We start from the raw sequence: 17,345 nt of genomic DNA, 5'->3' as shown, positions 1-17,345 counted from the left end.
GGGAGACGTCCTTCCTCCTGATCGTGCGTATGGAAGGGACAACGTTGGCCCCACTCAGAGCGCCACTGTGATGGGCGCAACAAAGTGTTAATGCTTACTGGAAATTGTAGGGCAGGCATGCGTGCTGGACTAACAGTTACGCAGGCTTCCGCCCCGGGCTTGACCGGCCAGCAGCTCTATGCTGGCCGGAGTTGGCCTCTGCCACGACGCTGTGGTGGTGGGCGCTCCGAGCGGTAACTCTCTGCTGCCCTGGGTACCGGTGGCGGCTAGCGTGAGCTGCCGGGCTCCGGCGCGGTCCCGGTCTCGGTGCCACCGGACTTTCCGGCGTTCCGCGACTCCGCGGCGGTTGGGGTTCCGCCGGTGGATGCCGGGACTGCTTCCGTTTGGGCAGAAGCTAGCCCGGAACCGTTTTGGTTATCAGGGAGATTATCACGCGATTCACTATCTGAGACAACGCGGTCCGTATCACGGACCGGATTGCCGGTCACATTTGGAGCCGAACCGGAGTCCTTTGGCGTATCCTTTTCCGCCCCCGAACCTGCTGTTTCAGCAACGGCCGGCTTCCCGCCGTCGGCCTCCCCGGAGACCGGCTTCCCGCCGCCGGCCGTTGCGGCCGCCGCGGGTGCCGGCTCCCGGCCCGGCAGGTAAACACTGTCCGCGTTGCCGTCCTTGCGCCGGCCCAGCACGATGAACACGGCCAGCGCGGCGATGAACACGAAGATGCTGGTCCACACGTTCAGGCGGGTGGTGATGCCGAACAGGCTGATCTGCTCGGCGTCGTCGATCCGCATGGCCTCGATCCATACCCGGCCCAGCGTGTAGTACATGGCGTACAGCCAGAACAGCCGGCCGCGGCGGAAGTGGAACCGCCGGTCGAGGGCCAGCAGGATCAGCACACCCAGAATGTTCCAGAGCGATTCATACAGGAACGTGGGGTGGAAGAGGGTGTCGGCCGGGTAGCCGGCCGGGAAGTTGGCGTTGTCCGCGTCCACTTGGAGTCCCCACGGCAACGTGGTGGGACCGCCGAAGAGCTCCTGGTTGAAGTAGTTTCCCCACCGGCCGAGGGCCTGCGCCAGCAGAAGGCCAGGCGCCGCGGCATCGATGAAGGCCGTGAGCTTGACCCCTGCACGGCGGCAGCCGATCCAGGCGCCGAAGGCACCGAGCACCACGGCGCCCCAGATTCCGAGGCCGCCCCGCTGGATCTGCGGAATCAGGGACAGGTCCCCGGTGCCGTCGAAGCCGGGACCGAAGTACGCGTCCGGCGAAGAGAACACGTGGTAGAGCCGGCCGCCGATGATGCCGAAGGGGATGGCCCAGATGGCGATGTCCCAGACGCTGCCTTCGGGTGCCCCGCGCTTGGCCCAGCGGACGGATGTCAGCCACAGGCCGACGACGATCCCTGCCAGGATGCACAGGGCGTAGGCGTGGATGCGGAGCGATCCCCACGGCAGCGGAATATCGAACCCGGACCAGTCCGGGCTCGGGATGCTTGCGGGCACCATGCCGGCTGGAACCAGTGCGGCTGCGGTGAGGAGCGTCTGCATGGGTGCGGTTACTTCCTGGCCAGTCCGGTACTGAGGTCTTTGGTGAGCTGTGCAACGGCGTCCACGCCGCCGTCGCGCACGGCCGCCACGAGCGCCGAGCCGACGATCACGCCGTCCGCGTAGGCCGCGATCTCTGCGACCTGCTCGGCCGTTGAGACGCCGAGGCCTACGCACACCCGTTCCGCGCCGGCAGCCTTGGCCGCAGCCACGACGCCGGTGGCCGCATCGCTCACGGCCGTGCGGGCACCGGTGACGCCCATGATGGAGACCGCGTAGACGAAGCCGCGGCTCGCCTCCACGGTCCGGCGCATGCGCTCGGGCGTCGAGGAGGGCGCCACCAGGAAGACCCGGTCCAGGCCGTACTTCTCCGACGCGTCCATCCACTCGGCTGCCTCGTCCGGGATCAGGTCGGGGGTAATGAGCCCTGCTCCCCCGGCCTCGGCCAGGCGCCGGGAGAACTCGTCGACGCCCATGCGGACCACGGGGTTCCAGTACGTCATGACCAGGACTGCGGCGTCGGTCTGGCTGGTGATGCCGGCGACGACGTCAAAGACCTGCCGGACGTGGAAACCTTTGGCCAGGGCCTCGGTGGTGGCTGCCTGGATGACCGGGCCGTCCATGACCGGGTCGGAGTAGGGAATGCCGACCTCGATCAGGTCGGCGCCGTTGCGCGCCAGGGCAATACCTGCGGCGATGGTCTCCTCGACGCTGGGGTACCCGGCGGGCAGGTAGCCGATCAGGGCCGCGCGGCCTTCCGCGTGGGCCTTGTCGATGGCAATGGCCGACTTGCTGGTGGCGGATTTGCTGGTGTTAGGGGCCGTGGTCACAGCTGCTCCCCTTCCTTGCCGATGGCTGCTTCGGCCGAGTCCTGGTCCAGAAGGTCGAACCACTCTGCTGCGGTGGCAACGTCCTTGTCTCCCCTGCCGGAGAGATTAACGATCACGATCTTGTCTGAGGCCCCGGCGGCGCCGCCCTCCGCTGCCAGCCGCTGGCCCACCTTGATGGCGCCGGCGAGGGCATGGGAGGACTCGATCGCAGGAATGATGCCCTCGGTGCGGCACAGGAGGCGGAACGCTTCCATGGCTTCGCTGTCCGTGATCGGCTCGTAGCTGACGCGTCCGATGTCGGCGAGGTAGGAGTGTTCGGGTCCGACGCCGGGGTAGTCCAGGCCGGCCGAGATGGAATGCGACTCGATGGTCTGGCCGTCGTCATCCTGCATCAGGTAGGACCGGGCACCATGCAGCACGCCGGGCCGGCCGAGCGTGATGGTGGCCGCGTGGCGGCCGGTTTCGACGCCGTCGCCGCCGGCCTCGAAGCCGTAAATCTTCACTGACGGGTCATCGAGGAAGCCGTGGAAAATGCCGATGGCATTGGAGCCGCCGCCGATGCAGGCGCAGACGGCGTCGGGCAGGCGCCCGGCCTGCTCGAGGATCTGGGCGCGGGCCTCCTCGCCGATGACTTCGTGGAAGTAGCGGACCATGGCCGGGAACGGGTGCGCGCCCGCTGCCGTGCCCAGCAGGTAGTGGGTGTTGCCGACGTTGGCCACCCAGTCCCGGAGGGCTTCGTTGATGGCGTCCTTGAGGGTCTGCGAACCGTTGGTGACGGGGATGACCGTGGCGCCCAGGAGTTCCATCCGGGCCACGTTCAGCGCCTGCCGGCGGCAGTCCTCGGCACCCATGTAGACAACGCATTCGAGGCCCAGCAGGGCAGCTGCCGTCGCGCTTGCCACGCCGTGCTGGCCCGCGCCGGTTTCGGCGATGACGCGGGTCTTGCCCATCCGCTTGGCAAGGAGTGCCTGGCCCAGCACGTTGTTGATCTTGTGCGAGCCGGTGTGGTTCAGGTCTTCACGCTTGAGGAAGACCCGGACACCGCCGGCGTGCTCAGCGAAGCGCTTGGCCTCGGTCAGGAGTGAGGGCCGGCCGGAGTAGTTCTTGTTCAGGTCCGCGATCTGGGCGGTGAATTCGGGATCGGCCTTGGCCTTCTCGAACGTGTCCTCGAGCTCGTCCAGGGCCGCGATCAGTGACTCAGGCATCCAGCGGCCGCCGTAGGCGCCGAAGTAGGGTCCCGGGGCGTGGCGCAGCGAGGTGCCTCCCTGCAGGAATGCATCCACCGAGCCCTGGTCAGAGCCGGCTGTTGGCGCGTCGGCCATCAGTCTCACCATCCTGTTCACTTTTCTTATTGATGTCAGGCGCCATCCGTCCGCACGGCGTGCGGACGGATGGCGCCACGGTTGGGTGGGAGCTCAGGCCCGGGCGGCGATGGCCGCGGCCCCGGCCGCTGTGAACTCCGCGATGCGTTCACGCGGGGTGGCGTCGCTGACGAGCGCCTCCCCCACGAGGATGGCATTGGCGCCGTGCGCCGCGTAGTGCGCGACGTCGTCGGCGTTCCGAACGCCGGACTCCGCCACCACCACGGCGCCGGGGGGAATGCTGCCGGCGAGCGAGGCGAAAACGGAACGGTCGACGTCGAGCGTCTTGAGGTTGCGGACGTTGACGCCGATGATCCGCGCGTCGGCGGCCACGGCGCGCTCGACTTCCTCCGGCGTGTGCGTTTCCACCAGCACGTTCATGCCGAGCTCGCGGCTCAGGGCGCTGTATTCGCGCAACTGCTGGTCGGACAGGGCGGCCACGATCAGGAGGATGAGGTCCGCACCGTGGGCGCGGGCTTCCCAGATCTGGTACTCGTCCAGCGTGAAGTCCTTGCGCAGCAGCGGGACGTCCACCCTGGCGCGGACCGCGTCCAAGTCAGCCAGCGAACCGTTGAAACGGCGCTGCTCGGTGAGCACGCTGATCACCGCGGCTCCGCCGTCGGCGTACTGCACAGCCAGCGACGCGGGGTCCGCGATGCTGGCGAGGTCGCCTTTGGAGGGGCTGCGGCGCTTGATCTCGGCGATGACCTTCAGCTCGCCCCGGTCCGCGGACGTTCCTCCGAGGGCAGCCCAGGCGTCCCGGACAGGAGCCGCCGCCAGGGCGCGCTCCTTCAGTTCCGCGAGGGACACGAGGCGCTTCCGGTCCTCCATGTCCTCCCTGACACCGGCGTTGATGTCGTCGAGAACAGTCACGATTAGTGGCCGGTGTTCTTGATCTTGCTGCCGCCCACGCCGTAGCCGGCCTTGCGCATGATGTAACCGGCCAGCAGGCCGACGAACATGACGGCGATGCCGGCCCAGAAGATCGGGGTGTTGGCAATGACGAACGCGATGGAGGCGATGAGGGCGCCGATGAGCATGACGATCACGCAGGTCCAGGCGGCCGGGCTGTTGCCGTGGCCCAGGTCAATGCTGTGGTCGATGCCGTGGTGCTCCTTGGGGGCTGCGGGCTTTGTACCGGAAACAGTGGCTTTGCTCATGTGAATCTCCTCAGGATCAATACTGCTTACATTCTGCCATTTTTTGCCGCGGCCTTCGGCATCGCGCCGGGGTGCGTGGCTGCGTGACCCGCCGGCTCACGTGGGGTCGTCGCCCCGGGAGAGCCTGTCCCAGCTGTCGATCTCGTCCACCGGGCCGGTCTGCTCGCCTGCGGGACCGGACGCCGCGGCGTCGTATTTGGTCCGGGACTTCCAGTACCGCCCCGCCGGAACCACCAGCAGGCCGCAAACGGCCAGCAGGGAACCGGCGACGACGGCGAGCACCGGGAAGGCACTGACGCTTACGTCCGCGCTCCCACCCGAGACACCGGTGGCGGCGGCGATGGATCCCTGGGCCGCGGCCAGCGGGTCAGCGAGAACGGTGGCGGCCGCGGCGATGATGCCGGCCGCCGCCAGCACGATGATGGCCGTGATGACCCAGCGTGCGATCCTTCCGGCGATGGAGGCCGCGAGCCCGCCCGCCAGCGCGACGAGGGCCAGCGCCGTGACCGTGGTGGCGGCTTTGCTGCCCTGGACCTGGAGACCGCCTTCACTGCCTGCGCTCTGGCCCAGCTGCTGGGGATCCAGGTGAACCGTCAGCCAGGTCTGGGTGGTGGTGCCGAAAACCGCCAGCGCCAGGACCGCGATCAGCAGCACCACCGTGGACTTCCGCGCCCAGCCCGGGACCGTGCTGCGCGTTTTGCCCGGCACGGCGGATCCTGCGGGAACCGCCATCAGGAGTTTGCCTCCGTGACGGAACCGGGGCTGCTGACGGAATCGGGAGCGCTGACGGAGTCCGGCGTGATGTTGTGCAGCGAGCCTGCCGTGTGGACAGCCCGCAGCGGGGCCGCCGCCTTGTTGACGGTTTCCTGTGCCTCGGCCGGGTTGCTCGAGTCCGCCACGATGCCGCCGCCCGCCTGAACGTAGGCACGTCCTTCGCGCAGCAGTGCGGAACGGATGGCGATGGCCATGTCCATGTCGCCGGCGAAGTCCAGGTAGCCCACCACGCCGCCGTAGAAGCCGCGCCGGTGCGGTTCGAGTTCATCCAGGAGCCGCAGCGCGCGGGGCTTCGGGGCGCCCGAAAGGGTTCCGGCCGGGAAGGTGGCCTTCAGGACGTCGTAGGCTTTCGCCGTCGGGGCCAGGCGTCCGACGACGGTGGAGACCAGGTGCATGATGTGGCTGAAACGCTCCACCTCCATGAACTGCGTGACGTCCACGGAACCCGCCACGCAGACCTTCGACAGATCGTTCCGGGACAGGTCCACCAGCATGAGGTGTTCCGCCCGTTCCTTCTGGTCCGCGAGGAGTTCCTCGGCCATTGCCTTGTCCGCGTCCACGGTCTTGCCGCGGGGCCGGGAGCCGGCGATGGGGTGCGTGATGACGTCCTCGCCGGTGACCGTCACCAGCGCCTCCGGCGATGAGCCGACGATCGAGTACTGCCGGCCGGCGGCGTCCTCGAGGCTGAAGATGTACATGTACGGGCTCGGGTTCGTGTTGCGCAGCACCCGGTAGACGTCCAGCGGCGACGCCCCGCACTCCATCTCGAAGCGGCGGGAGATGACCACCTGGAATACTTCGCCGTCCACGATCGCCTCCTTGCCCCGGTCGAGGGCGGCAAGGTATTCGGGTTCGTGCCAGCGCTCCTGGACACTGGCGGCAAAATCGAGGGCCGCCGGCTCCAGTACAGACACCGGCTGGAGCACCGGGGTGCTGATGCGTGCCAGCAACTCCTTCACGCGGGCGACGGCGTCATGCCAGGCTTCGTCGACGCGTTCGGAGCTGTTGTCAAAGTTGATGGCGTTGGCGATGAGCAGCACCGTGCCGTCCATGTTGTCGTGGACGGCCATGTCCGTGACGAGGTTCAGCGCCAGTTCGGGCAGCTGCAGGTCGTCCTCGGGCGGGCTGATGAGCTTCTCCCAGTGGCGGACCGTTTCCCAGCCCAGGAATCCCACGAGGCCGGAGGTGAACGGCGGAAGCCCGTCGAACCGGTCGGTGCGCAGCGCCTCGATCGTGTCGCGGATGGCATCAACGGGGTTTCCGTCCACGGGAACACCCGCCGGCGGCTCGCCCAGCCAGTGCGCCTGCCCGTCTTTGGTGGTCAGCGTGGCGCGGGACCGGGAACCGATGAAGGAGTAGCGGGACCAGGCACCGCCGACAGCCGCCGACTCCATGAGGAACGTGCCCGGCTGGCCCTGCGCCAGCTTCCGGTACAGCCCGATCGGCGTTTCGGCATCCGCCAGCACCTTGAGCCGGACAGGGATGACGCGGCTGTGGGCGGCGAGTTCCCGGAATTCTTCCAGGCCAGGGCTGATGATTCCGAGGTCCTGCATGGCTATTGGTTCTCCGTCTGTTCTTGGCCAGTGCCTGTTGGGGGGTGGGGCCTGTTGAGTGTGGGGGGCCTGTTGGGTGGGGGGCCTGTTGGGTGGGAGGGGCGGCCGCTAGTTGGCCGGACCTGCCACAACGTCGAAGGCCCGGCCGTCAAAGCAGGTCCGCGTACCGGTGTGGCATGCTGCCCCCACCTGGTCCACCCGCACGAGGAGGGCGTCGCCGTCGCAGTCCAGGGCCACCGACTTGACCCACTGCACGTGGCCGGACGTGTCACCCTTGCGCCAATACTCCTGGCGGGAGCGCGAGTAGAACGTCACCCGGCCGGTGGTCATGGTCCGGTTGAGGGCCTCGTCGTCCATCCAGCCCAGCATGAGGACCTCGTTGGTGTCGAACTGCTGCACGATGGCAGCCACGAGTCCGGCCCCGTCCCGTTTCAGCGCCGAAGCAATCCCGACCGGAAGCGGGCTCCCCGGCAGAAGGCTTTCGCCGGCGTCGGGGGACGAGGCACCGGCGGCAGGGGCGGGGGCGGGGCTGGGGGTGGGCTGCTCAGACATCACGTCAAGTCTAGTGCCCATCCCGGGACGCTGGCACAAACGCCCTGGCCTCCCCGCTCCCCTGGACATACCGCACGGCCCGCAGGGGGCTTCGAGCCACCTGCGGGCCGTGCGGCCAACCACATTCAAGGGGGGAGTATTTGGTTCGGTCAGGAACCCGGTCAGGAAGCGGAACGCTTGATAACGACGTCGTCGACGTAGCTGTCACCCATCTGGCGCGGGTGCTCCGCGCCAAACTGCACCCTGCTCACGGTCGTGGAAGGCAGGTTCACTGTCCTGTTGAACACCTGGACGGTGCCGAACCACACCTGGATGGAGGACCTGGTGCCGTCCGCCCGTACCTGCATCCTGACATGCTGCCAGGTGTTCAGCGGAACGCTGGCGGCCTGGAGCCTGGCGTAGGAGACCGTACCGTTGGGATTTGCGGTCCGCAGCCACAGCTCACCGTTGGCGTTGTTGCGGAAGACGTCCGCCACCCGGGTGGAGCCCGAGAAGAAACGGACGTACGGCACATTGTTGCCGGCAAGGCCGCCAGTGGTGATGTTCACCCAGGCGTCCGCGCTGGCGCGCTTTGTTCCGGTGGGTAGCCCCACATACATTCTCGCTATTGAACCTGATGTGTCAGTCGCACGGATACGGACCGAACACGTTCCTGAGTGCGCCTTGGGGCTCGTCACCGCCACCGTTCCGGTCCCCGAGACGCTCCTGGTGAACGGCGACAGGGTGTTTCCCTCGAAGTTGGTGGCCGTCACGAGTGTCCCGGTGAAGGTTGTGCTGGTGGGGGCGGCCAAGCCCGTCCGGCATGTCGCCGCAGTGGCGGCGTTAGCCGAACCGAAGATCAGACTGCCCGAAACAAGCAGTCCGAGGCTGCCCAGTGTGCCCATTTTCTTGAGAGTGCTCATTACATTTCCTCACGCCAGATGGAGTTTTGTTATTCGCTCCACTGCAGCCTTTCCGCTCACTCCCCGGAAGCAGACCTAAAGCGTCTGATGATGCGCTGGAGCCAGTTTGCGTGCACTCCCCCCTGCCCATACTTGGTGGACCAGCTTGGAAAAAGCTTGGGGTTTCTTGAAGCGTCTCCGGATTCGGGGACGGCCCCAGGACCAGCGTGAACGGGGGCACAAATTCCCCGCTATCAACAGACTGCGCAACTCCCCCGCGGACGTGCTAGTTTTCCAAGTGATGCATTTCGTCGATCCGTCCCGAGAAGTCCTGGCCGAGACCCTGCTGGCGGCCGGTCCTGATTCCGCCACGCTCTGCAAAGGCTGGAAGACCAGGGACCTCGCAGCTCACCTTTACCTGCGCGAGCGGAAGGCCGCCGTCGGGCTGGGCCTGATCATCAAGAGCCTGTCCAAGGCCTCGGACAAGGCGACCGCCCGCCTGGCCGGAAAACTCAGGACCGCCGACGATTACGCCAAGCTCGTGAACTCCTTCCGCGCGGGACCGCCTCCGCTCTCGCCGATGAAGATCAAGGCGCTGGATGAGAGCTCAAACCTGATCGAATACTTCGTCCACACGGAGGACGTCCGGCGCGCCGTTGACCGCTGGGCACCCCGCGCCCTCGACGAGGAATACTCTGACGCCCTGTGGGATGAGCTGGTCAAGCGTGCCGCCATCCTGTACCGCGGCGTGGACGTAGGCATCGTCCTGGTCAGTCCCTCCGGCCCCCGCCACGTGGCCAAGCGCGCTCCGGTGTCCGTGGCCATCGTCGGGGAGCCCGGTGAGCTGCTGATGCACGCTCACGGCCGCACGCGCCACGCGCTGGTGACCTTCGAAGGCCAGCCAGACGCCGTCGCCCTTCTCCAGTCAGCCGAAGTAGGGCTTTAACTCCGCCGGTGATTGAGGTCAGCGGACCTCGAAGCCGGCGTCGCGGATTGCGGTCTTGACCTGCGACATCATGTCGTCCGGGCCCCAGTGGAAGATGGAGGCGGCGAGGACGGCGTCCGCTCCGGCCTGCACGGCGGGCGGGAAATGCGCGGGCTCCCCGGCGCCGCCGGAGGCGATGATCGGAACCTTGACTGCGGACCGGACCAGCCGGATGAGCTCGAGGTCGAAGCCGTCCTTGGTGCCGTCGGCGTCGATGGAGTTCAGCAGGATTTCGCCGACCCCGCGGTCCGCGGCTTCCTTGGCCCAGGCGATGGCGTCGATTCCGGTGCCCTGGCGGCCGCCGTGGGTGGTCACTTCAAAGCCCGACGGCGTGGTCTGGGATCCGGGGCGGACGCGCCGTGCGTCCACGGACAGCACCAGCACCTGGGAACCAAAGTGCCGGGTGATTTCGTCGATGACGTCGGGACGGGCCACGGCTGCGGTGTTGATCGATGCCTTGTCGGCGCCGAAGCGCAGCAGCTTGTCCACCTCGGCCACGCCGCGGACGCCGCCGCCGACGGTCAGCGGGATGAATACTTCCTCGGCGGTGCGGCGGACGACGTCGAACGTCGTTTCCCGGTTGCCGGAGGAGGCGGTCACGTCGAGGAAGGTGAGTTCGTCGGCGCCGGCGTTGTCATAGCGGTGGGCCAGTTCCACGGGGTCCCCGGCGTCGCGGAGGCCTTCGAAATTGATGCCCTTGACCACGCGGCCGGCATCAACGTCCAGGCAGGGAATAACGCGGACGGCTACAGCCATGACTTCTCCTGTTGTACTGCTGGGGTGTGCTGTTTAAGGAAAACCGGGTCAGATCCGGCAGGCGTGGATGCTGCTGACCAGGATGGCGCGCGCGCCGAGGTCGTACAGCTCGTCCATGATCCGGTTGGTTTCCTTCTTGGGCACCATGGAGCGGACGGCCACCCAGTCGGAATCGCGCAGCGGCGAGACGGTGGGTGATTCCAGGCCGGGCGTGAGGCCTGCGGCCTGCTCCACGAGCTCCTTGCGGATGTCGTAATCCATGAGCACGTACTGGCGCGCCACCAGGACGCCCTGCAGGCGGCGGATGAGGACGTCGATTTCCTTGGCCGTGCCGTTGGCCGCGCCGCCCTCGCCGGTGCGGCGGATGAGCACTGCCTCGGACTTGAGGATCGGCTCGCCGAAGATCTCCATGCCGGCGGCCTTGAGGGTGTTGCCTGTTTCGACGACGTCGGCGATGGCGTCTGCGACGCCGAGGCGCACGGAGGATTCCACCGCGCCGTCCAGCCGGACCACCTTCGCCTTGATGCCGCGCTCCGCCAGGTAGTCGCGCAGGAGGCCGTCGTAGCTGGTGGCCAGGCGCTTGCCTTCGAGTTCCTCCACAACGCTGAAGTCCCCGATCGGTCCGGCGAAACGGAACGTTGAGGCGGCAAAGCCGAGCGGAAGCAGTTCCTCAGCTTCCACCTGCGCGTCCAGCAGGAGGTCGCGGCCGGTGATTCCGACGTCGAGCGTTCCCTGCCCGACATAAACGGCGATGTCCCGGGGGCGGAGGAAGAAGAACTCAATGTCGTTGTCGGGGTCCACCATGACCAGCTCGCGGTTGTCCCGGCGCTGGCGGTAGCCCGCCTCGGACAGCATGGCGGAGGCGGCTTCGGACAGGGATCCCTTATTGGGTACGGCTACACGCAGCATTAGGAGGTCTTTCTGGTTTGGAAGTTTGGGTCAGGCAAGCGGGGCCACGCGGAGGCGGCTAAAGATGCTTGTAGACGTCTTCCAGGCTGAGTCCTTTGGCGAGCATCAGGACCTGCAGGTGGTACAGGAGCTGCGAGATCTCCTCGGCGGCGGCTTCATCGGATTCGTACTCGGCTGCCATCCAGACTTCAGCCGCTTCCTCCACGACTTTCTTGCCGATGCCGTGGATTCCCGACTCCAGTTCGGCGACGGTGCGGGAGCCCTCGGGGCGGGTCGCTGCCTTCTCGCTCAGTTCTGCGAACAGCGTCTCGAAATTCTTCACGCCCTCCAGCCTACTTGCTCGGGGCCGGGGCCCGCCTGTCGGGCAGTTCCATGACGGCGGGGATGTGAGCGAATACACACGTTGCATGCTTGCGCCCACATCCCCGCAGCGCCCCTGAACTGGGGAAATATTTTCTAGTACTGCATGAGCACTTAGTAGTTTTTGAGCAACAGCGCCGTGGACAGTGCGGCCGTGACGGCCTCATGCCCCTTGTCCTCGGAGGAACCGGGCAGTCCGGCGCGGTCGAGGCCCTGCTCTTCCGTGTCGCAGGTCAGCACGCCGAACCCGACCGGCACGCCGGTGCTGACGCTCACGTCGGTGAGTCCCGACGTCGCGGCCTGGCAGACGTAGTCAAAGTGCGGTGTTCCGCCGCGGATGACGACGCCGAGGGCGACGACGGCGTCAAAGTGCGGAGCCAGCCGCGCGGCGGCAACGGGAAGCTCGAAGCTGCCCGGGACGCGCAGCACCGTCGGCTCGTTGATGCCGGCGTCCTTGGCCGCGCGCAGGGCACCGTCCAGGAGGCCGTCCATGATCTGCGTGTGCCAGCTTGCCGCCACGATCGCCAGCTTCAGCTGCGAGGTTTCCGCGGGGTCGAGGGTGGTGAGGTCAATCTGGGGTGCGCCGTGTCCGCTCATAAAGTCTTCGTGATCCGTTCAGTCTTGTTCGTGGTCAAAAGTGTCGGTGCCGGTGCGGGGCAGGCCCGCGGTCTCGGTGTCGAGGGTCAGCAGGTGGTCCATCCGGTCCTTTTTGGTCTGCAGGTACCTGAGGTTCTGCTCCCGGGACGGCACCTCGGTGGGCACCATCTCGACGACCTTCACGCCGGCCACAGCCAGGCGGTTCTGTTTGTCCGGGTTGTTGCTCAGCAGCCGGATCTCGTGCAGGCCCATCTCGGCCAGGATCTGCGCCGCAGCCTTGTAGCAGCGGGCGTCAACGGGCAGTCCCAGCTGCTCGTTGGCCTCGACGGTGTCGAACCCGGCCTCCTGCAGGGCGTAGGCCTTGATCTTGTTGGCCAGCCCGATGCCCCGGCCTTCCTGGCCGCGGAGGTACAGCAGCGTGCCGCCGTTTTCAGCGATCAGCTCCAGGGCGTAGGCGAGCTGCTCGCCGCAGTCGCACCGGTAGGAGCCAAAGACATCGCCGGTGAGGCATTCCGAGTGCAGGCGCACCAGGGGCGCCTTCCCGTCCCTGGGCGCATTCGGGGAGCTGACCGCAAGGTGTTCGGCGCCGGTCACCAGATCGGTCCAGGCCTGCGTCACGAAATTACCGAACGCCGTGGGCAGCTGGACCACCGGGCCGCTGCTCACCGGATGCGGCTGCCGGCCGTTGCTGCCCGGTTCCGCTGTTTGAAATGCCGTCATCGTGTTTCCCCTTCTGCGGCCCGACTGACTTCCAAAGTGCTCTCCTGTGAAGATACACGGTGGTCAGCTCCCAGATAGGCAACCAGGTCCTCGATCGAGATCAAGGGGCATCCGTGCTCGGCAGCGAAACCCCGGAGTCCGTCCAGCCGCATCATCTCCCCGTCGTCATACACAACTTCGGCGATCACGCCCACCGGCTCCAGGCCGGCGAGCCGGCAGAGGTCGACGGCCGCTTCGGTGTGGCCGGGGCGTTCACGCACTCCCCCATTAACGGCCCGCAGCGGAAAAATATGCCCGGGGCGGGTCAGCGTGTCCGGGCCGCTGGCCGGATCGGCGATGACGCGGGCGGTGAGGGCCCGGTCGGTCGCCGAGATGCCGGTGCTGACGCCAGTGGCGGCGTCGCAGGACACGGTGTAGGCGGTGCCCTTCGAATCCTGGTTGACCTCCACCATCGGCGGCAGTTCCAGCGCATCGGCCCGGGCGCCGTCAAGCGGGACGCAGACGACGCCGGAGCTGTACCGGATGGTCCAGCCCATGAGCGCCGGGGTGGCGTGCTGGGCCGCGAAAATGATGTCGCCTTCGTTTTCCCGGTCTTCGTTGTCCACCACCAGCACCGGCCGGCCGGCTGCCATGGCGCGGACAGCGTCCTCAATCGGATCCAGCCTCAGGGCAACAGAGGCCAGGTCCCCGGAAACCGCGGCGTCAAGCTTTGCCGTGCCGTTCACAGCTGGACCCCGCCTTCAGCAACTACCGAAGCCTTAGTGCCGAACTCCGTGCCTTCGGTGCGGAATGCGAGCAGCCGCTCGGTGTACTTGGCCAGCACGTCCACCTCAAGGTTGACCCTGGCGCCGGCTGGCTTGGCCCCCAGCCCGGTGTCGGCCAGGGTTGTGGGAATAAGCCCCACCTCGAACCACGGCGCCGTCTCGGCCGCCGGGCTGACCGCGGTAACGGTGAGGGAGACGCCGTCGATGGCAATGGAGCCCTTTTCCGCGATGTAGCGCGCAAGCCGCTGGGGCACACCGAACCGGAGCCGTTCCCAGTTTCCCTGCGGCTCGCGTTCAAGCAGTTCGCCGACGCCGTCCACGTGGCCCTGGACCACGTGGCCATCAAGGCGCCCGCCGGCGGGGACGCAGCGTTCCAGGTTAACGGGATCACCCGCCGCAAGCTCGCCGATGGTGCTGCGGATGAGGGTCTCGCCCATGACGTCGACGCTGAAGTCCTTGCCGTCGATGGCAGTGGCGGTCAGGCAGACGCCGTTGACGGCGATGGAGCCGCCCAGCGGCAGCCCGTCAGCGGTGCCGGGGGCGTGCAGGCGCAGCGTTGCGCTTGTGTCCCCGTTCCGGTCCACGGAGAGGACCTTTCCCTGTTCGGCGATAATTCCGGTGAACATCAGTAGCCTCCCATGGCTGTGCCCGCTGCTGTGCGGACAGGTAGTGAATCGGTTGACGTTGGTTGTGTTGATGGTGACTGTGTTGAAGCTCGCTGTTTTGATGCTGGCTGCGCCGCCGCGGGCAGGTCCTGGGTCCGGTGGGGCACGGCGGCTTCCTCCGGGAGCAGGTGCAGGCGAAGGTCCCTGCCCAGGAACTGGACAGCGCCGCCGGACGCTGCGTCCCATTCCCAGCGCTGCGCCTCCGCCAGCGTTCCGATGCCGAGTCCGTTGAGGGCCGGCGTTCCTGAGCCCAGGAGCGTGGGCGCCAGGTAGACGATGAGTTCGTCCACGAGGTCCTCGGCCAGGAAGGCGCTGAGGATCCGCGATCCGCCTTCCACCATGACGTGCCTGGTCCCGGCGGCGAACAGGATGGACAGGGCCTCGCGCGGGTCCCGGGTCGGAAGGTGCAGGACCTTGCCGTCGTCGCCGCGCACGGCAGCGTCCGCCGGCACGTCGCGAAGTCCCATGACCGCGCGCAGCGGCTGTTTTCCGGTTGCGTCGCCGTTGGCGTCGCGCGCTGTCAGCCGGGGGTTGTCCACCAGCACGGTCTGCGTTCCAACCAGGATGGCGTCGATCCGGTTCCGGATGCCGTGGTTATCCGCCAGCGACTCCGGGCTGGAAATCCACTGGCTGGTGCCGTCCTCGGCCGCAATCCGGCTGTCCAGGGTCTGGGCGATGTGCAGGGTGACGAAGGGGCGCTTGGCGTCCACAGCCTGGAACCAGCGCCGGTTCAGCTCCAGCGCGCGCTCGGCGGCCAGTCCGCTGCGCACGCTGACCCCCGCCGCCCGCAGGGTGGCGGCCCCGCCGGCGGCAGGGTCATGGGGGTCGTCGACGGCGTACACGACGTTCGCTATCCCGGCGTCGATGATGGCCTGCGCGCACGGTCCCGTACGGCCCACATGGTTGCACGGTTCCAGGGTGACCACCATGGTGGACCCGTGAAGGTCGACGCCGGTGCTGACCGCCGTCGCTATCGCGTCGGCTTCTGCGTGCGCGGTGCCGGCACCGCGGTGGAATCCCGTCGCCAGCTGGCGGCCGTCAGGTCCGACGACGACGGCGCCCACCAGCGGATTGGCCCCCCGGGGGCCCTGCAGGGCGGCTTCCAGGGCAAGGTCCATGGCGGCTGACTCAGCAGCGGTGAAGGCCGATACCGGCTGGGTAGCAGTCACCTGGACACCGCCGGGTCCGGGAAGGCGGTCTCAACCTTGACGTTGGAGGGGTCCGCCTGGGCCTGCGTCCGGGACGCCCGCCACCAGACGATGAAGCCGGCCAGGGTGAAGAAGCCGTAGAACAGGTACATGAAGGCGCTGGCGAAGTATCCGGCGCTGAAGAGCAGCGGAACGCCCACCACGTCCACGGCAACCCAGATCAGCCAGAACTCCGTCCAGCCGCGGGCCATGCCGTAGGTGGCCAGGAGCGAGCCCATGAAGGTCCAGGAGTCCGCCCACACCGGCGGGTAGGAACCCAGGGAATCGAAGAGCGGAGTGAGGGCGGCGGTGCCAGCCACCAGCGCGAGTACCAGCGCCACGCGGGTCCTGGCACTGGCCCAGGCGGGCGCGATCGCCGTCGAGGATCCTGCCGCCCGGCGGCTTTGCTGCCAGCGCTGCCAGCCGTAGGCGGCGACGATGATGAACATGACCTGCCGCCCGGCCTGGCCCCAGAGCGTGGCCGGCGTGGCGGAGCCGAAGACGTTGCCCAGGAAGACCGTCAGGAGCAGAAGGTTGCCCGCGATGCCGGCCGGCCACGCCCAGACCTTGCGCCGCATGCCGCCGAGGGCACTGGCCAGGCCAAAGATGTTTCCCAGCACTTCGCGGAGAATAAGCACTGATCCGCCCACGGGAATCTGTGCCTCGAAGAGCCAACGCAGGATGTCCATGCGTGCGTGTCGTTCCTTCCCTCAAGAGCCGAGACTGCTCCGGGGGTATACGACAGCGAAACGCAGCGGCGTTCTGGAACGCCACAAGTACAGCTGTACGTGCTTCTCTCATCCAGACTTTAACTGTCGGTACTGGAATTTCACCAGTTCAACCGTCCGCCGGGCTTCCGTAAAGGAAACGCCGGCTCGCGGGTCGCGGACTGTCACCGCCGGTTCGGACTTACACCGACCCCGGAGCACGTATTGTGTGTTGCTATTCTGACACAACTTGGCGCATGCCCAGGCTATTCCCGCTGTGGTCCGTCATTCTGGCGTCATGGAGGCCGGTTGCGCCCCCATGACGCTTGCCCCTGAGGGCCTAAGGCTTAAGGCTGCCGGCCTTGCGCAGCCGGTCGATCGCTCCGGACGGATCCGCGGCGCCATACACTGCGGACCCGGCGACGAAGACGTTCGCTCCGGCTTCTGCGGCACGGACGATGGTTTCCTCGGTAATTCCGCCGTCAACCTGGATGGCAACGTTCACGCCGGATCCCTCAATCGCGGCGCGGGCGCGGCGGATCTTGGGCAGCGTGAGGTCAAGGAACGCCTGGCCGCCAAAGCCGGGTTCCACCGTCATGATCAGCAGCATGTCCAGCTCCGGAAGCATGTCCAGGTACGGCTCCACCGCCGTGGCGGGCCGAAGCGCCATCCCGGCCTTCGAACCCCGGGCTCGCAGTTCCCGGGCCAGCTTCACCGGCGCAATCGATGCCTCGGCATGGAACGTCACGGAGGCGACGCCGGCGTCCGCGTAACCGGGAGCCCAGCGGTCGGCGTCGGAAATCATGAGGTGGGCGTCCAGCGGAACCGGGCTGACCGCCTGGATCCGCTGGACCACGGGAAGGCCCAGGGTGAGGTTGGGGACAAAGTGGTTGTCCATCACATCCACGTGCACGGAATCAGCGTTGCTGATTTTCTGCAGCTCGGCTTCGAGGTTCACGAAGTCGGCGGAGAGGATGCTGGGGTTGATGCAGCACTGCGTCATGCGGGGTCCTTTCGCGGGACGGAAGTCCGGAGATGTGGGG

At 67.3% G+C, this 17,345-nt stretch carries 20 protein-coding genes and 1 riboswitch; of the genes, 1 reads left to right on the top strand and 19 read right to left on the bottom strand.

The window, feature by feature from the left end; genetic code table 11:
* Positions 1-266: 266 nt before the first annotated feature.
* From lgt to QF036_RS10200, 9 genes are all read right to left on the bottom strand, one after another.
* Positions 267-1,544, bottom strand: coding sequence for a prolipoprotein diacylglyceryl transferase (gene lgt, locus QF036_RS10240; protein WP_307101474.1), 1,278 nt, complete (start codon positions 1,542-1,544; stop codon positions 267-269).
* 8 nt (positions 1,545-1,552) lie between these two features.
* On the bottom strand, positions 1,553-2,371 hold the full coding sequence (gene trpA / locus QF036_RS10235; RefSeq protein ID WP_307101472.1) for a tryptophan synthase subunit alpha: 819 nt from the start codon (positions 2,369-2,371) through the stop codon (positions 1,553-1,555).
* The gene (gene trpB / locus QF036_RS10230; protein WP_307101470.1) at positions 2,368-3,693 is read right to left on the bottom strand and encodes a tryptophan synthase subunit beta; all 1,326 of its coding nucleotides are present in this window, start codon (positions 3,691-3,693) and stop codon (positions 2,368-2,370) included. Before trpB ends, trpA begins: the two co-directional genes overlap by 4 nt.
* 93 nt (positions 3,694-3,786) lie before the next feature.
* Complete coding sequence (gene trpC, locus QF036_RS10225; protein WP_307101469.1) at positions 3,787-4,605, bottom strand: indole-3-glycerol phosphate synthase TrpC; 819 nt, start codon at positions 4,603-4,605, stop codon at positions 3,787-3,789.
* Positions 4,606-4,607: 2 nt separating this feature from the next.
* Positions 4,608-4,892 carry an HGxxPAAW family protein gene (locus QF036_RS10220; protein ID WP_307101467.1) on the bottom strand — a complete coding sequence of 95 codons (285 nt, stop codon included), beginning with the start codon at positions 4,890-4,892 and terminating at the stop codon, positions 4,608-4,610.
* A 96-nt stretch (positions 4,893-4,988) separates the two neighbouring features.
* Complete coding sequence (locus tag QF036_RS10215; protein ID WP_307101466.1) at positions 4,989-5,624, bottom strand: Trp biosynthesis-associated membrane protein; 636 nt, start codon at positions 5,622-5,624, stop codon at positions 4,989-4,991.
* Complete coding sequence (locus tag QF036_RS10210; protein ID WP_307101464.1) at positions 5,624-7,219, bottom strand: anthranilate synthase component I; 1,596 nt, start codon at positions 7,217-7,219, stop codon at positions 5,624-5,626. The genes QF036_RS10215 and QF036_RS10210 overlap by 1 nt, the downstream gene beginning before the upstream one ends.
* Before the next feature lie 108 nt (positions 7,220-7,327).
* The gene (gene hisI / locus QF036_RS10205) at positions 7,328-7,771 is read right to left on the bottom strand and encodes a phosphoribosyl-AMP cyclohydrolase (protein WP_307101462.1); all 444 of its coding nucleotides are present in this window, start codon (positions 7,769-7,771) and stop codon (positions 7,328-7,330) included.
* Between the two features lie 161 nt (positions 7,772-7,932).
* Positions 7,933-8,673, bottom strand: coding sequence for a hypothetical protein (locus QF036_RS10200; RefSeq protein ID WP_307101460.1), 741 nt, complete (start codon positions 8,671-8,673; stop codon positions 7,933-7,935).
* A gap of 280 nt (positions 8,674-8,953) precedes the next feature.
* Here QF036_RS10200 and QF036_RS10195 point away from each other — a divergent pair, with 280 nt between their 5' ends.
* Positions 8,954-9,598 carry a TIGR03085 family metal-binding protein gene (locus QF036_RS10195; RefSeq protein WP_307105885.1) on the top strand — a complete coding sequence of 215 codons (645 nt, stop codon included), beginning with the start codon at positions 8,954-8,956 and terminating at the stop codon, positions 9,596-9,598.
* An 18-nt stretch (positions 9,599-9,616) separates the two neighbouring features.
* Here QF036_RS10195 and hisF read toward each other — a convergent pair whose 3' ends face one another.
* The 10 genes from hisF to rpe all read right to left on the bottom strand — a co-directional run bounded on the left by hisF (position 9,617) and on the right by rpe (position 17,305).
* Positions 9,617-10,393, bottom strand: coding sequence for an imidazole glycerol phosphate synthase subunit HisF (gene hisF, locus QF036_RS10190; RefSeq protein ID WP_307101458.1), 777 nt, complete (start codon positions 10,391-10,393; stop codon positions 9,617-9,619).
* Positions 10,394-10,441: 48 nt separating this feature from the next.
* A complete protein-coding gene (gene hisG, locus QF036_RS10185) occupies positions 10,442-11,302 on the bottom strand; it encodes an ATP phosphoribosyltransferase (protein WP_003801524.1) in 861 nt (286 codons plus the stop codon).
* Positions 11,303-11,360: 58 nt separating this feature from the next.
* The gene (locus QF036_RS10180; protein WP_003801526.1) at positions 11,361-11,624 is read right to left on the bottom strand and encodes a phosphoribosyl-ATP diphosphatase; all 264 of its coding nucleotides are present in this window, start codon (positions 11,622-11,624) and stop codon (positions 11,361-11,363) included.
* Positions 11,625-11,776: 152 nt separating this feature from the next.
* A complete protein-coding gene (gene ribH, locus QF036_RS10175; RefSeq protein WP_003801528.1) occupies positions 11,777-12,259 on the bottom strand; it encodes a 6,7-dimethyl-8-ribityllumazine synthase in 483 nt (160 codons plus the stop codon).
* Positions 12,260-12,277: 18 nt separating this feature from the next.
* Positions 12,278-12,979 carry a GTP cyclohydrolase II gene (gene ribA / locus QF036_RS10170; RefSeq protein ID WP_307101456.1) on the bottom strand — a complete coding sequence of 234 codons (702 nt, stop codon included), beginning with the start codon at positions 12,977-12,979 and terminating at the stop codon, positions 12,278-12,280.
* Positions 12,976-13,662, bottom strand: coding sequence for a 3,4-dihydroxy-2-butanone-4-phosphate synthase (gene ribB / locus QF036_RS10165; protein ID WP_307105883.1), 687 nt, complete (start codon positions 13,660-13,662; stop codon positions 12,976-12,978). Before ribB ends, ribA begins: the two co-directional genes overlap by 4 nt.
* A gap of 38 nt (positions 13,663-13,700) precedes the next feature.
* Positions 13,701-14,369 (bottom strand): riboflavin synthase, encoded by a 669-nt coding sequence (locus QF036_RS10160; protein ID WP_307101454.1) that lies wholly within the window; start codon positions 14,367-14,369, stop codon positions 13,701-13,703.
* Positions 14,369-15,526, bottom strand: a complete 1,158-nt coding sequence (gene ribD, locus QF036_RS10155) for a bifunctional diaminohydroxyphosphoribosylaminopyrimidine deaminase/5-amino-6-(5-phosphoribosylamino)uracil reductase RibD (protein WP_307105882.1) — start codon at positions 15,524-15,526, stop codon at positions 14,369-14,371. The genes QF036_RS10160 and ribD overlap by 1 nt, the downstream gene beginning before the upstream one ends.
* Positions 15,527-15,573: 47 nt before the next feature.
* The gene (gene pnuC, locus QF036_RS10150; RefSeq protein ID WP_307101452.1) at positions 15,574-16,284 is read right to left on the bottom strand and encodes a nicotinamide riboside transporter PnuC; all 711 of its coding nucleotides are present in this window, start codon (positions 16,282-16,284) and stop codon (positions 15,574-15,576) included.
* A 95-nt stretch (positions 16,285-16,379) separates the two neighbouring features.
* Positions 16,380-16,528, bottom strand: a riboswitch (FMN riboswitch).
* Between the two features lie 114 nt (positions 16,529-16,642).
* Positions 16,643-17,305, bottom strand: coding sequence for a ribulose-phosphate 3-epimerase (gene rpe, locus QF036_RS10145; RefSeq protein WP_003801541.1), 663 nt, complete (start codon positions 17,303-17,305; stop codon positions 16,643-16,645).
* Between the last annotated feature and the right edge of the window lie 40 nt (positions 17,306-17,345).

The organism is Arthrobacter globiformis (assembly GCF_030817195.1).
In the GTDB taxonomy this organism is placed as follows: Bacteria; Actinomycetota; Actinomycetes; order Actinomycetales; family Micrococcaceae; genus Arthrobacter; species Arthrobacter globiformis_D.
This window is presented reverse-complemented; position numbering and strand designations above follow the sequence as displayed.

Bases quoted from the DNA above. Each gene is read 5' to 3' on its own strand.
- lgt (WP_307101474.1), bottom strand. From the start codon at position 1,544: ATGCAGACGCTCCTCACCGCAGCCGCACTGGTTCCAGCCGGCATGGTG.
- trpB (WP_307101470.1), bottom strand. From the start codon at position 3,693: ATGGCCGACGCGCCAACAGCCGGCTCTGACCAGGGCTCGGTGGATGCA.
- QF036_RS10220 (WP_307101467.1), bottom strand. From the start codon at position 4,892: ATGAGCAAAGCCACTGTTTCCGGTACAAAGCCCGCAGCCCCCAAGGAG.
- QF036_RS10215 (WP_307101466.1), bottom strand. From the start codon at position 5,624: ATGGCGGTTCCCGCAGGATCCGCCGTGCCGGGCAAAACGCGCAGCACG.
- QF036_RS10210 (WP_307101464.1), bottom strand. From the start codon at position 7,219: ATGCAGGACCTCGGAATCATCAGCCCTGGCCTGGAAGAATTCCGGGAA.
- hisI (WP_307101462.1), bottom strand. From the start codon at position 7,771: ATGTCTGAGCAGCCCACCCCCAGCCCCGCCCCCGCCCCTGCCGCCGGT.
- QF036_RS10200 (WP_307101460.1), bottom strand. From the start codon at position 8,673: ATGAGCACTCTCAAGAAAATGGGCACACTGGGCAGCCTCGGACTGCTT.
- QF036_RS10195 (WP_307105885.1), top strand. From the start codon at position 8,954: ATGCATTTCGTCGATCCGTCCCGAGAAGTCCTGGCCGAGACCCTGCTG.
- hisF (WP_307101458.1), bottom strand. From the start codon at position 10,393: ATGGCTGTAGCCGTCCGCGTTATTCCCTGCCTGGACGTTGATGCCGGC.
- hisG (WP_003801524.1), bottom strand. From the start codon at position 11,302: ATGCTGCGTGTAGCCGTACCCAATAAGGGATCCCTGTCCGAAGCCGCC.
- ribH (WP_003801528.1), bottom strand. From the start codon at position 12,259: ATGAGCGGACACGGCGCACCCCAGATTGACCTCACCACCCTCGACCCC.
- ribA (WP_307101456.1), bottom strand. From the start codon at position 12,979: ATGACGGCATTTCAAACAGCGGAACCGGGCAGCAACGGCCGGCAGCCG.
- QF036_RS10160 (WP_307101454.1), bottom strand. From the start codon at position 14,369: ATGTTCACCGGAATTATCGCCGAACAGGGAAAGGTCCTCTCCGTGGAC.
- ribD (WP_307105882.1), bottom strand. From the start codon at position 15,526: ATGGACCTTGCCCTGGAAGCCGCCCTGCAGGGCCCCCGGGGGGCCAAT.
- pnuC (WP_307101452.1), bottom strand. From the start codon at position 16,284: ATGGACATCCTGCGTTGGCTCTTCGAGGCACAGATTCCCGTGGGCGGA.
- rpe (WP_003801541.1), bottom strand. From the start codon at position 17,305: ATGACGCAGTGCTGCATCAACCCCAGCATCCTCTCCGCCGACTTCGTG.